Raw genomic sequence first — 14,048 nt, forward strand, 5'->3', positions numbered from 1 at the left:
AACTTAGGTTTTACACTGCACGCTGCACCTACGTGTGTATACGCGATACGAGCGTTTCATAATTTATGAATCTTTTAATCGTAAATTTCACTTGGATAATTTTTTTAACACGTTACCATAACAATCAAAAACAAGGATCTCACGTGTTATCAAGCATTATGTCTAAAAGTCAGGCACTTGGGCCTGGCATATTGATGGCCACGGCATCGGTAGGAGGCTCTCATCTTGTTGCAGCAACTCAAGCTGGTGCGCTTTTTGGTTGGCAGCTACTTTGGCTAATCATTGCAGTCAACGTACTCAAATACCCATTTTTTCGCTTTGGCGTAGAATATACCCTGCGCACTAACCAGAGTTTGGTGCAAGGCTACAAAGATAAAAACCCTTCTCTCTTTTATCTCTTTTTCATCGTCAATTTACTCGCAGCCGTTGTTAACACAGCCGGTGTACTGCTGATTACCGCAGCACTATTGCAATATATATTACCCGGTGATTTATCACTAACAACGCTGAGCTTTGGACTGCTATTTGTATGTTTAGGCATTCTCATCTTTGGCCATTATAAACTGCTGGACAACTCCAGTAAGGTGATCATGGTATTCTTGTGCATTGCCACAGCCGCAGCCTTCATTGTTGCATTAATGAATGGCCCAGCGCACCCTACGCCGCAAGTGGCCCCTTCCCCCTATGAATTGGCATTATTGGGCTTTATGGTTGCATTGATGGGGTGGATGCCCGCCCCAATTGAAGTCTCTGCCATCAACTCTCTATGGCTAAAGAGTAAATTAAAAACAGCCAATCTTACCAGACGACAAAGCTTGTTTGATTTTAACCTCGGATACGCCATGATGCTGATACTCGCATTAGTGTTTTTCGCACTCGGTGTGCTACTTCAATATGGTCAAGAGCAAAAGATTGAATTGGCAGGCGTAGCATTCTCAAAGCAACTTATTGACATGTATGCAATGACAATAGGTGAATGGTCTCGTTGGTTGATTGCCGTTGTGGCATTTTTATGTATGTTTGGCACAACCATTACGGTGTTAGATGGCTACGCTAGAACATTAGATGAGTCTCTCAAAATCATCAAGCCACATAATTACAAGCACAGCTTATCCTTATTAATAGGACTTCAGTCTGCTCTAGGTATGATTGTTGTATTATTCTTTAAAGGCAACTTAAAAGAGATGTTAATGTTTGCGATGACCATGGCTTTTTTAACCACGCCATTTTTTGCCTGGCTCAACTTATCTTTAATCAAAGGAGAGATATACAAGTCATTGCCTAAACCCGTCAAAGTGCTATCCACGTTGGGACTAATATACCTCGTCTCGTTTTCGCTATTATTTGTAGTATGGCGCTGGGTTATATAACGTTAGCCTTGGAAATAAAAGTCACTCATGACCATGTGTCATGAGTGACAATATATTACGCAGTTAATGCCTTAACTTGCTCCCAAATACTAACAACGTGCTCTTTATCTTCATCTGTTAGCTCGCCATTGCGGTAGGCTTTTACAAGGCTTTCTTCTATCTTCGTATTTAACTCTTCTGGTTGTAAATTGAGCTCCTCAACTTGAGCGTAGCCCACAGCCAAATCAAAATGGCCTCGCAAATAGCCACCAGCAAAGAGTTCATCATCATCTGCACGATCAACTAATTCATCAAAAAACTGCTGTGCAGCCTCTACATAGGTTTCAAATGACATTTCGTCTCCTCACTTATTCTTGATGCCCAACGGCATACATCACATGATCATTGTATCCTGTGACGACTTTAATATAGCCACTCAATTCATCATCAAGTGTTTGATCGCCCGTATCTGCTATCAATGGGCGACCATCTAATGCTTGTAGTTTGCGCTTTGTCGCAACCACAATAATATTTTCTTTACCAATTTGTCTGATTAATTCAGGACTCAACTGCTGATTGCCTCGGCCAAAAATATGACCCTGGCCACCTATCAAGGTGATCACTAGCTTAGTCGGTTGGTCTTTGGTGAGCGCAAGCAGCTGTTTCGCAGTTAAATCCTGCCCTAACAGCGCATGATCTTGGATCAAATCAACCCCTAGTAAGGTATTCTCTAATCCAAGCTCTTCCATCACAGCTTCAACCGTAGAGCCAGAACCCATGATATAACGAACTTCTTCATCCATTTCAGAGATAACGAATGCGGCAATATCAGCCAGAACCAATTCATCGCTTTCTTTACCGCCATTTTTAACACTCTGCACATAACGCACTTCACTGGGAACTTGCATTTCGCCATAGCGTTTTGCTTTAACTGTCCCCGCTCTAAATGCAGCTTCATCGATATCCATAACGTCTGCTTCAGCTAAGGTAACCAGCTCACCTTTGATCAACATTTCAACCACTCGACCTGCAGCTTTTGGCGTAATGGCATACACACCACTGTGGATCTTGCAACCAGCAGGCACACCCAATACAGGTGCCTTGTCATCTACCACGGAACATATATTTCGTGCCGTACCGTCACCACCAGCAAACAAGATCAGATCAACACCCTGTTCAATTAACTTTTTCGCCGCATCCTCTGTATCTTGTGGGGTTGTTTGGTCATTGGCAGTAAAAATAACCTGTGTATCAAAACCAAGCTCTTTTGCGATACGCTCACCCATCTCACCAGATGCCGTATATACTTGAATACGCTCCTTAAAAGGCACTACCTGTTCTAGCGCAAGCTTTGTTCGATTATTGGACTTGGGTTCTGCGCCCAGTGCCAATGCTTTTTGTGCTGTGTCTGCACCATCACTGCCTTTCAAGGCCACTGAACCACCTAACCCCGCAACGGGATTTACAATTAAACCGAGTTTAAATGACATCTTCTAACTCCTGTGGGCAATCCCAAGAAAACTGTTCTTTTTGTAATGGCCAAGGCGTTTTGTAAAACGCCGATAACGCTTTTAATAACCGCTCAGTACGACAATTAAACCCACTGTCTAATAGCACTAAAACTTGCTGATAAACCCGTTTTTGAAAACTAAAACGACAGGTTTGTTCGCCATTTAAATTATCTACCGATACATTAAAATCAAAACCAGCTGCCACACTCAGTGCCCACTCAATGGCCTGAGGCTTTACTTCAACATTTTCAAATTCAGCTTGTTGCGATTTATCACGGCCATCAGGGCAATACCAGTAGCCATAATCTTCTAATAAGCGACGCGCATAACCCGCCACTAACCAATGGGCTATTTCATGCAAAGCACTGGCATAAAAACCATGAGCAAAAACCACCTGATGATATGCACACTCATCATTGGCAGGTAAGTAGATAGGTTCATCTCCCCCCCTAACTAGACGAGTATTGTGTGTGCTTAAAAACTGTGTATCGAATATATTTCTTAGATCAGATATTTGGTGCATAAACGCCAATAGAGCGCGGTTTTTCAATGGGCGCTGATTGTACGTACTTTTGATATGAAAGTAAAAAATATGACACGGGGTCAAGTCACCTGCTATCGTTCACATGACCTATTTATGAATCGATGGCGCCAACTCAGCCAAGCGCCATCGGTAACGCGTTATGAATTTACGTGCCTTAAACTAATACTGCGGCTAAAGCGCTGCACTTTCTCGACCAATAAATAATTCACTGGAACTAAGATAAGTGTTATCAAAGTCGCAAAGACAATACCAAACCCCAAAGAAACGGCCATGGGTATCAAAAATTGTGCTTGTGTTTGCTGCTCAAACAAAAGCGGCATCAAACCAAAAAACGTCGTGATACTGGTCAGCATGACTGGTCTAAATCGTGCAGCTCCAGCCGTTAACACCGCATTCATGAGTTCACCGCCTTTAGCTCGTTGCTTATTAATGTAGTCAACGAGTACCAGCGAGTCATTCACGACCACGCCTATCAGCGCCAACATGCCTAATAAACTCATGATCGTGAGCTCCATTGACATAATCCAATGACCAATCACTGATCCAATTAGCCCAAATGGGATCACACTCATTACGATTAAGGGCTGTATATAAGATTTAAATGGAATAGCCAGCAGCGCATAAATAATAAAGAACACAAACAAGAGTGCCCAGCCCAGTGACCCAAACGACTCCCGCTGCTCTTTGGCTTCGCCCTCTAATGAATGCGTCACTCCAGGGTATTGTGCAACAAGCTGATCTAAAAATACCTTCAACTCTTCTTGCAACACGGTCATATTGGTATTTTCTTTTTCGATGTCAGCGGTAATATTAACCGTTCGGTATCGATCAATCCGATATATGCTCGACGGACTCTGACCCGGAGAGAGTGTCGCAACATGGTTTAAAGGGACTGCGCCTTGATTTTGTGTATTAATGAGCAGCGTATTTAATGTGGCTAAGTTACTACGCTCATTTAACGGCAAGCGAACCATAACGCGCACATCATCTCGCCCTCGTTGGATCCGCTGCACTTGCGCGCCAAAAAATGCACTTCTGATCTGATTTGACACGTCTGTTCTAGTCAGTCCGAGCGCTTTACCTTGCGCGGTTAATTCAATTTGCAGCTCTTCTTTTCCATCACTTAGACTATCCGTAATATCAAATACGGTGGGAAACGTCGCCAAGTTGGCCTTAACCTGTTGCGCCGCTTCTTTGAGTACAACTAAAGAAGTGCCTGTCAGTTGTACATCAATGGGGTCGCTAGAGCGGCCAATTTCAGCCCGAAAAGTTAGACTTTCAGCTCCTGGAATAGTGCCAATTAAAGTGCGCCACTCTCGCACCAATTGCCTTGAGTCAATACTGAGGGAACGAGACTCAGGCGGTGTTATTTCAAAACGCACACGCCCTGAATTAGATGCGCCACCTCGCCCTCCGGTTGTTGCCAAAATATGCGTGATCACGCTTTCCCCAGTATCTGGGTCTACGTATTTATCTTTGAGGACCTGTGCCTTGTCAGACATCAAATCAATATACTTTGCAGTCACCTCAAAAGGCGTGCCGGTCGGCAATGTCAGATTTGCACGTACTGTTTCACTGGGGATGCGTGGAAAGAAAATAAACTTAGTCCAACCGCTAGTAATTAGGGCCAAAATAACTAAAAAGACACCAGCAAAAGCACTCAGTGTTGCTCCCTTGTGAGAAATCGCAACTTTCAATGCTGGTTGATAGTACTTTAATATTGCCCGCTCAAACCCATCTGCAAAGCGCTGTTGAAAGCGACTAAAGCGACCTGCTTCTTGTGTGCTTTTACGCGGTTTCAAATGCTTCAAATGTGCGGGTAATACAAATTTAGACTCCACCAGTGACATCAACAGTACCGGGATCACAACCGCTGGAATTTGCGCGAAAATTGCACCTCGAACCCCATCAATAAAGGCCAGCGGTAAAAACGCAGCTACGGTCGTTAAAATACCGAATGTCACAGGCGTTGCTACTTCTTGCGTGCCCTTTATTGCTGCTTCTTCCCCCGACTCTGCACTATTAAGATGTGTGTAAATATTCTCGCCAGTTACAATCGCATCATCCACCACAATCCCCAGCACGAGAATAAAACCAAACAAACTCATTATATTGAGGCTGATCCCAAAGAACGGCATCGCTAAAAACGCTCCCATAAATGAGACAGGGATCCCTATAAATACCCAAAATGCGATGGCTGGGCGCAAAAACAATGTCAACAAGGCTAACACTAAAATACCACCTTGAAGTGCGTTAGAAGTTAACGTAGAGATGCGGTTTTTTACAATGACCGAGTCATCGTCCCAATAACTTAACTCATAGCCTTTAGGGAGCGAGTCTTGGCGCGCCTCGATATATTCCTTTACCTTATCAGCGACCTCAATTGCACTTTGCTGGCCTATGCGATAAACCTCAATAAATGCGGCTTGCTTACCATTAAAGCGTGTTCGTACGGGTGTCTCTTCAAATCCATCAATGATAGTCGCTATATCGGATAAATAGACAACCGAGCCGTCGGCACTGGTTTTTATTGAAATACTTGCGAATTCATTTTTGCGATATGCTTGCCCTTTTGAGCGCAATAAAATGTCTCCGCCCGATGATTTTAAATTACCTGCTGAAATATCTGCACTGGATTGCCCTATCAAGTTAGCCACTTGCTTTATCGTCAAATCATATTGTCTAAGCTTATCTTGACTAAGCTCAACCGCAATTTCGTAATCTCGTACACCATCGAGCTCAACTTGTGTCACACCATCGATACGCAATAGATCATCTCGAACTTGCTCAGCAAATTCGCGTGTCTCTTTCTCAGAGTAATTCCCTGCTACCGTCACAGTGATCACATCACGTTTTCGCTCAGCCAAGGAGATCACTGGTTTTTCGGCGTCCGCTGGAAACGTATTTATCGCATCTACTCGACTTTTGACGTCTGCAAGCATTTCTCTGGGGTCATACCCTGTATCGACTTCAACCCTGACATTTGCAGATCCCTCTGAAGAGCGACTGGAGATCTGCTTTACTCCCTCAAGGTCTTGCACTGCTTCTTCTATACGTATTGAGATCCCTTGCTCAACATCTTCTGGCGTTGCACCGCGCAGAGACATATTGATGCTTATGACGTCCAATTCAAAAGAGGGAAAAACTTCCAAAGGAATTTTTGTCGTCATTGAAAACAAGCCACCGAACAAGATTGACAGCATCAATAGGTTCGCAGCAACAGGGTTCCGTGTAAACCAAGCAATCATATGCCCGCCTCCCGCGCTTTTTGTTCACGCTCAGCCAACAGTTGCTCGATACTCACTCCGCGTTTTTCCGCAAGTTTTTTCAACCTTATCTTTTGTTTTTCAGATAACTTCTCCCATTTTGGCGATTCTGAAAGCATGTCTTGGGCACCATCCGTTTTACTTCGATTCAGTGCAACGGGTGTCCCTGAACTGACCTGCCCAAGCGGGGTCGTTACCAATCGCATGCCTGCGACAAGCCCTGAATCGACAATAGCAAACTGATCATTCTGCCAAGATATAGTGATGTCCTTACGCATCAATAAGTCTTGCTCTTCAAGGATATAAACGTAGGTCCCCTGGTAAATAGCGCTACTGGGAATAGCAATCGCCCCCTCTAGTGTTCGACCCGTTATTTGAGCATTCACATACTGACCAATCTTAATAGCAAAGTCACCCGCCTGCTCCACAGAAAACGGATCGTCCACTTGTGCTACCACATATAACTGTTGAGAAAGCTCACTAATGGCGCCCTCTGTACGCACAACTGCTCCGCGCCATCGCTGCGCTTTTACAAGATCTGAGTACAAAAACACCTCAGGGTTAGGGGTATTGGCTTTACCATCTCTAAAATGCTCTGGTAAGCGCATAAACGCTAAATCACGATTATTGATGGGTAACCTTATTTCGACATAGTCTGTCGCATAAATTTCAGCAAGCTGGCTGTTATTGCTTACCACTTGCCCAAGGTCGACCTTTTTGCTGAGTATCCTACCGTCAAAGGGGGCGACTAAACGCGTTCGCTCCAAAGCTAATTCAGCCTTTGCAAGTTTTGCCTGAGCAGATAATACATTGGCTTTTTGCGCCTCTAATTGGGGTTTTCTAAGCACCAAGTCACTGGCTTCTCCTCCATCGCCTAGCCGTAACCAATCAATTTGCGCTTGCTTACCCCTTGCTTCTTCTTCTAGCAAACTCTGTTGTGCATTAAGCAAAGCGGCTTTGGCAACTTGCACTTCTGCTTTGTAATCTCTTTCATCGATTTGCAGTAACAATGCGCCTTTTTCAAAAAAGCCACCATCTCTAAAGCTGTCACTTACATAGCTAATTTCACCAGAGACTTGAGCCACGAGAACGCTTTGCGTACGTGGTTTTACAATGCCATAGCTGTCAATCATCATGGTGAAAGGTTTTTCTTTAACCACCTCAAAGTCAACAACCATTTTAGCTTGTGGTTTTCCCTTCCCTCTTTTCGATTGGGGTGGGTTAGATGAAATAAACACAACCAGTAAAACAGACACTGTGAGTATCGCGATAGGTAATATAAATCGTTTAGCCAATGTCATTGCTCACTTCCTCAGGCTGGGTCTGTTGGAAATCTCCACCTAAGGCTAGATGAAGCTCTACTCGATTCTTAATTAATTCGTTTTTTATCGATATCAAACTGCTTTGCGCATCAAAAGCGCGCTTTTGAGCATCTAGGACCGTGGTGTAACTCACTAACCCTTTTTGATACTGCTCAAATGATAGCTGCTCTGCTAACTGAGCATTCTTTTGGGCAACCAAAGTTTCTTGATAACGTTGTTTGAGTGACGCCTCTTCACTGATTTTGTTTTCTACTAGGGCGAAAGCGTCTTGAAGACTGTTAAGATACGCTAACTCTTTTGCTTTTAATTCAGTTTTCGCTAATGCTTCTTTGGCAGCCAGGTTGCCTGCATTAAAAAGTGGCGCAGAAATGCTCGAAAGTAGTGACCAACCCACATTGGATAACGAAAAAGCGTCTTCGAAGTTGTCTCCCCTTGAGCCATAACTGGCACTCAAATTAATACTTGGGAAGCGTTGCTTGTGCGCATAAGCAAGCGCCGCATCTCGCGCCAATAAATCGTACCAGCTAGATATAAGCGCTGGCTTTCGACTAATTAATGCAGACGGTACCCCCACTGGTACTGTTGACTCTAGCAGCGGCAAGGCAGCATTCACGGCGAGTGCACCTTTTGGATAGGTCCCGATTAGCCGTTCTAAGGAGCGAATGCGACTGCCAACCGTAGATGCTTGCTGTGCTAACTTAGCTTGCTCATTATTCAGCTCGGTGCGTGCAAGGTAAACATCTAACGCGCTATTTAACCCTTGTTTATATCCTGACTCAATGATATCTAGATTTTGTTTTACAACTTGTAAACGCCGATCCAGTAGCAATTGCTGCGTCTTTCCTTCTATTACGGCAAACCAATTTATAATGACGTCTGCCACCAAATCATGCCTTTGCTGCCTATAGTTTTCTATGCTCGACATCACCTCAAGATTGGCTTCGCGTTCTGAATCGCCTAACTTACCCCAAAGGTCAAGTTCATAACCCACTTTAAGAGATAAATCGTGATCCGATGAATATTGCTCTGAAGCAGACTTTCGCCTACTACTATCCATTGCTAAGGTTAGCGTTGGCCAAAGCGCACTGCCACTCATAATCAGTCTTTGTCTTGCAGATTCAATCTCAATAGACTGCTTACGCAGTAGTAAATTATTATCTAGCGCTTTGGTAACCAATGCATGTACCTGTGGATTTGAAATTTGATTTAACCAATCACTCTGAACGCTTCCCTCTGTGTGTGGGTACTGCCAATTAGAAGGGGTTTTGATATTCGCAACATAGTTCCCATCAAGATGGTGCGTTGTTACGCAGCCACTCAGTAAACTTATCATAGTTGCAACCAACGCCATTTTTAGCCGCATTATTTTATTCCTATAGGCTTAGCTCTACATTACTATTTTAGTGTACTGACAAGTAATGCAATGACCCAATGAACTTTACATAGCCTTACATTCATCAAGGTAGAAGTATTCATACCCAACAAAGGCAATTTGCGATCAAAATACCTAACCTTATTAGGGGTTTTTTATCAAAAATCGAATTCGTTACTTACCTAGTTCAAAACTGCAAGCACCTCTAACACACGCTTTCTATTCACAAAATTCACGTTTAAAAAACAAAAAAACATTTTTTTCACTTTATTTGTTATTTTTATGGAAACAACACGTTTAATAAAGCAAACAAGAAAACCAAAAATGGAAACACACAATGAACAACAGGTTAAATATTGTTACTGCTGGTTTATTACTGGCTCTAGGTCAAGCAAACGCGCAAACATTTGATAATAGTGCTCAAGAATATGACCCTTCAAAACATGTATGGGAATATACCTACAAACTAGCTGGTGGGGATCCGCTTGTTGTACATCAATGGCACCTACAAAATAATGGTCAACATGCAGGCGCAATTACACCAGGCGTAGCTGGCATTGACTTAAACCTAGACTTTACACATCGTCGTGGCATTTTAGGACAAGGCATTAACATCGCTATTATTGATGACGGTTTAGCGACCTATCACCCAGATCTTGCTCCAAATATTGTACAAGGCAGCACATTAAACCCAGACCCTTATATTTATCAATATAATAAAAGAGGCCGTTTAACAGTCGATAGTCACGGTACTAAAGTCGCAGGTATTGCAGCCGCTGCCGCATACAATGGTCAAGGCGGACGTGGTGTTGCGCCAGCAGCGACTTTAACGGGTGCAAACCTCATTGGTAAAGACAAGAATTACACAGGTCGCGATGTGGCAATTCGTGCGGTCATGGATATGGACGGTGAAGTTCAACCAATGAACAAACATACAGATGCCCGCGTCATCAACCAAAGTATCGGTTACTCTTTCTCTGACGCAAGTATTTACGGCAATTATCGTGCTTTCTTCGACAATATTGATGCAGTCACTAAAAAAGCAGTAACAGAGAGCCATGGTGGTCGTGGTTCAATGGCGGTTAAAGCGGCTGGTAACAGTCACTTTATGGGTGGACGTTGGTTAGATAGAGATAAAGGTCTGCTTACTTTATTTTACCCAAATGGGTATGCACTACCAGCATACGATGCGTCAATTGCAGATCCAACAAATGCGAACTTCTGGAACTTAACGGTTTCTGCTCTAAATGCAAAAGGTAACCTTGCTGCATACTCAACAGGTGGTTCCGCTGTACTGCTTACAGCACCAGCTGGTGAATGGGGCCGCTATAGCCCAGCCACAGTAACAACAGATTTACCAAAGTGGTGTACAGATGCGAGTGAAGCACAATGCGAAAACCCAATGTACGCCTTTAACATGAATGGTACTTCAGCCGCCGCCCCTGCTCTGTCAGGCGCAGTCGCGCTTATCATGTCTGCCAATCACCAACTTTCATGGCGTGATGTTAGACACCTGATGATCACAACCGCAACCAAAGTAGATGCAGACTCAAAACCACGTATGATTGGTGATTACGAAGCAATCCCTGCTTGGCAAACGAACGGGGCTGGACATGCATTCCATTATGACTATGGCTTTGGTTTGGTTAATGTGGATGCTGCGGTAGAGAAAGCGCTGCAAACAGGCCCAATTATGGGTGATTTACAGATAAAATCATATGACGTGCCAGTTGCTACTGATGCCTTCATTTATGACGGTGACTTCTCAGGCACAGACTCTGTTCACAGTCAAAAAGAAGACCTTACAGTGGAAGCAGTACAAGTACACTTGAGCCTAGAACATGAACGTCTTGGCGATTTATCTGTCGAGCTGATCTCACCGAGTAACACGCGCAGTGTGATTTTAACTGCAGGTACCGATATCGAAGGTGACAAGTTTAACAACAATGTCATTTTATCAAATCATTTCTATGGCGAGTCAGCTAAAGGTGATTGGAAACTACGTATCATTGATACCAATGCGAAAGACTCTTGGGCAGAGCGAGTGTACGATTTAGGCACTGGTAAATTTGTTGAAGATTCAATCACAGTTGTTCCTCAACGCAGTGATAAGGTACAACCAAATAATGCTAAACCTGGCCAGTTAACGGGTTGGAGCATTACGTTCTACGGTCACTAATCACTCCAAAGAGAGCTATACACATAGCTCTCTTCTCTCATTATTTATAGCTCATAAACACAACTCATTTCAGCTTAGTCTCCTACTCAACCAATATTTGATATAAATTAGCAAACTAAAAACGCTGGTTATTAACTTTTAAATCCACAGACTCAAGTAATACTAAGTCGGTTATGATATTATTTATATTCAATCGAATCGTTAGAATAACTCGTTCTTTTTATATCAAAAAAATTCAGCCCAAAAACATGTTGAAACACTTATTTTATGTGAACCACTTAAACATGCTTTTTTTACATTTTGAATTCCCCAGCCATTAAATTTTGCACTAAAAACAAAAATTAAATTTTTTTTCTTAATCTTTGTTATTTTTTTTGAAATGAAACGTTTATTTACTTAAACAATCAACAAAGTGGAAATATAATGAATAATAAATTAAATATTGTTACCGCAGGTTTGTTATTGGCGTTAGGACAAGCACACGCCCAAACATTTGACAACAGCGCTGAGGAATATGACCCATTTAAGCATGTATGGGAATATACTTATAAACTAGCTGGCGGCGACCCTCTTGTTGTACATCAATGGCACCTTCAAAATAATGGACAACACGCTGGTGCAATTACACCAGGAGTTGCTGGCATTGATTTGAATCTCGATTTTACACACCGTCGCGGTATTTTAGGTCAAGGGATCAACATCGCGATTATTGATGATGGCTTGGCTACATACCACCCAGATCTTGCACCAAATATGGCTCAAGGAGACACACTAAACCCTAACCCATATATCTACGAGTACGAGTCACGAGGCCGTGTTAAAGTAGATAACCACGGCACTATGGTTGCAGGTATTGCTGCAGCGGCTGCGTTTAACGGTCAGGGCGGCCGTGGTGTTGCACCTGCTGCAACGCTAACCGGTGCAAACCTTATCGGTAAAGAGGGTAACTACGCTGATCTGGACTTCGCAATTCGCGCAGTCATGGATATGGATGGTGCAGTCCAACCAATGAACAAGCATACAGATGCGCGCGTAATAAACCAAAGTATCGGTTACACATTTGCTGACGCGAGTATTTATGGCGACTATCGTGCGTATTTTGATAATCTAGACAACGTGACTAAAATTGCAGTAACAGAAAGTCATGGTGGACGCGGTGCTATGGCCGTAAAAGCGGCGGGTAATGATCACTTCATGGGTGGTCGCTGGTTAGACAGAGATAATGGACTACTCACTTTAATCTACCCAAATGGTTACGCACTACCAGCATATGATGCATCTTTAGCCGATCCAATAAATGCGAACTTCTGGAACTTAACTGTTTCAGCATTGAATGCTAAGGGTAACCTTGCGGCCTACTCAACAGGAGGATCAGCTGTTCTACTTACCGCACCTGCTGGTGAGTGGGGACGCTATAGCCCAGCGACCGTAACAACAGATTTACCAAAAACATGTACTGATGCCACCGAAACTCAGTGTGAAAACCCACTGTACACCTTTAACATGAATGGTACTTCGGCTGCTACACCGGCACTTTCTGGCGCAATTGCGCTTGTCATGTCAGCCAACCACCAGCTTTCATGGCGTGATGTTAGACACCTGATGATCACAACGGCAACCCAAGTAGATGCAGACTCTAAACCACGCATGATTGGTGAGTACGAAGCAATTCCTGCGTGGCAAGTAAATGGTGCAGGTCTGCCTTTCCACTATGACTATGGTTTTGGTTTAGCTAATGTGGATGCAGCTGTAGAAAAAGCACTACTAACAGGTCCAATTCTTGGTGACTTACAAATTAAATCTTACGATGTACCAGTGGCTGCTGACGCATTCATCTATGATGGCGACTTCTCTGGCACTGAGTCTGTGCATACACAGAATGAAGAGCTCACTGTCGAAGGTGTGCGAGTAAACTTAAACCTAGAGCATGACCGCCTTGGTGACCTATCTATCGAGCTTATTTCACCGAGTAATACTCGCAGTGTGATTTTAACTGCTGGTACCGATATTGAAGGTAACAGGTTTAATGGCAATCCAATTTTGTCTAATCACTTCTATGGCGAATCTGCAAAAGGTGACTGGAAGCTACGTATCATTGATACGAATGCTAAAGATGGATGGTCTGAGAGAGTATACGACCTTGGCACTGGTAAATTTGTTGAAGACTCTATCACAGTCACTCCACAACGCAGTGATAAAGTTCAACCTAACAATACCAAACCAGGTCTACTGACTGGCTGGACAATCACGTTCTACGGTCACTAATCCACAAAAGAGAGCTACACAGTAGCTCTCTTTTACCTGTATGCTGGAATAGCAGCATACTAATCTGACTTAAGCGTCATCTGCTGTGTAGCACTTATAACCGAGTGCAATTGCAACCATCCGTTTCTTTGTGTTTTTCATATTATTCCTTTATCAAATTTCAAGTTATATAAAATTACTGTCCAGTAGATAATAAAATCTTAGAACGTATATATTTACTGTACATATAAATTTCTATTA

9 protein-coding genes are annotated in these 14,048 nt (G+C 43.2%); 3 read left to right on the forward strand and 6 right to left on the reverse strand.

The features are described from left to right. The first annotated feature begins 158 nt into the window (after positions 1-158). On the forward strand, positions 159-1,370 hold the full coding sequence (locus tag JF50_RS08750) for an NRAMP family divalent metal transporter (protein ID WP_039609534.1): 1,212 nt from the start codon (positions 159-161) through the stop codon (positions 1,368-1,370). Positions 1,371-1,425: 55 nt separating this feature from the next. On the opposite strand, the gene JF50_RS08755 is transcribed toward JF50_RS08750, so the two are convergent. The 6 genes from JF50_RS08755 to JF50_RS08780 all read right to left on the reverse strand — a co-directional run bounded on the left by JF50_RS08755 (position 1,426) and on the right by JF50_RS08780 (position 9,355). Then, positions 1,426-1,704, reverse strand: coding sequence for a YfcL family protein (locus tag JF50_RS08755; RefSeq protein WP_039609074.1), 279 nt, complete (start codon positions 1,702-1,704; stop codon positions 1,426-1,428). 13 nt (positions 1,705-1,717) lie between these two features. Continuing rightward, positions 1,718-2,839: an ATP-NAD kinase family protein gene (locus JF50_RS08760; RefSeq protein ID WP_039609075.1), complete on the reverse strand. Its 1,122-nt coding sequence runs from the start codon at positions 2,837-2,839 to the stop codon at positions 1,718-1,720. Further along, on the reverse strand, positions 2,829-3,383 hold the full coding sequence (locus JF50_RS08765; protein ID WP_039609076.1) for an elongation factor P hydroxylase: 555 nt from the start codon (positions 3,381-3,383) through the stop codon (positions 2,829-2,831). The genes JF50_RS08760 and JF50_RS08765 overlap by 11 nt, the downstream gene beginning before the upstream one ends. 158 nt (positions 3,384-3,541) lie before the next feature. Further along, complete coding sequence (locus JF50_RS08770; RefSeq protein ID WP_039609077.1) at positions 3,542-6,652, reverse strand: efflux RND transporter permease subunit; 3,111 nt, start codon at positions 6,650-6,652, stop codon at positions 3,542-3,544. Beyond that, complete coding sequence (locus tag JF50_RS08775; protein WP_039609078.1) at positions 6,649-7,971, reverse strand: efflux RND transporter periplasmic adaptor subunit; 1,323 nt, start codon at positions 7,969-7,971, stop codon at positions 6,649-6,651. Before JF50_RS08775 ends, JF50_RS08770 begins: the two co-directional genes overlap by 4 nt. Further along, positions 7,958-9,355: a TolC family protein gene (locus JF50_RS08780; RefSeq protein WP_039609079.1), complete on the reverse strand. Its 1,398-nt coding sequence runs from the start codon at positions 9,353-9,355 to the stop codon at positions 7,958-7,960. The genes JF50_RS08775 and JF50_RS08780 overlap by 14 nt, the downstream gene beginning before the upstream one ends. Positions 9,356-9,701: 346 nt before the next feature. On the opposite strand from JF50_RS08780, the gene JF50_RS08785 reads away from it, so the two are divergent. Next, the gene (locus JF50_RS08785) at positions 9,702-11,543 is read left to right on the forward strand and encodes a S8 family peptidase (protein ID WP_052262200.1); all 1,842 of its coding nucleotides are present in this window, start codon (positions 9,702-9,704) and stop codon (positions 11,541-11,543) included. A gap of 423 nt (positions 11,544-11,966) precedes the next feature. Continuing rightward, complete coding sequence (locus JF50_RS08790; RefSeq protein ID WP_052262201.1) at positions 11,967-13,808, forward strand: S8 family peptidase; 1,842 nt, start codon at positions 11,967-11,969, stop codon at positions 13,806-13,808. Positions 13,809-14,048: the final 240 nt, after the last annotated feature.

Origin of the sequence: Pseudoalteromonas luteoviolacea (assembly GCF_000814765.1) — a bacterium.
Lineage (GTDB): Bacteria > Pseudomonadota > Gammaproteobacteria > Enterobacterales > Alteromonadaceae > Pseudoalteromonas > Pseudoalteromonas luteoviolacea_H.

What these genes read in the sequence shown, in the direction of transcription:
- JF50_RS08750 (WP_039609534.1), top strand. Translation starts at nt 159, where the DNA reads ATGTCTAAAAGTCAGGCACTTGGGCCTGGCATATTGATGGCCACGGCA.
- JF50_RS08755 (WP_039609074.1), bottom strand. Translation starts at nt 1,704, where the DNA reads ATGTCATTTGAAACCTATGTAGAGGCTGCACAGCAGTTTTTTGATGAA.
- JF50_RS08760 (WP_039609075.1), bottom strand. Translation starts at nt 2,839, where the DNA reads ATGTCATTTAAACTCGGTTTAATTGTAAATCCCGTTGCGGGGTTAGGT.
- JF50_RS08765 (WP_039609076.1), bottom strand. Translation starts at nt 3,383, where the DNA reads ATGCACCAAATATCTGATCTAAGAAATATATTCGATACACAGTTTTTA.
- JF50_RS08770 (WP_039609077.1), bottom strand. Translation starts at nt 6,652, where the DNA reads ATGATTGCTTGGTTTACACGGAACCCTGTTGCTGCGAACCTATTGATG.
- JF50_RS08775 (WP_039609078.1), bottom strand. Translation starts at nt 7,971, where the DNA reads ATGACATTGGCTAAACGATTTATATTACCTATCGCGATACTCACAGTG.
- JF50_RS08780 (WP_039609079.1), bottom strand. Translation starts at nt 9,355, where the DNA reads ATGCGGCTAAAAATGGCGTTGGTTGCAACTATGATAAGTTTACTGAGT.
- JF50_RS08785 (WP_052262200.1), top strand. Translation starts at nt 9,702, where the DNA reads ATGAACAACAGGTTAAATATTGTTACTGCTGGTTTATTACTGGCTCTA.
- JF50_RS08790 (WP_052262201.1), top strand. Translation starts at nt 11,967, where the DNA reads ATGAATAATAAATTAAATATTGTTACCGCAGGTTTGTTATTGGCGTTA.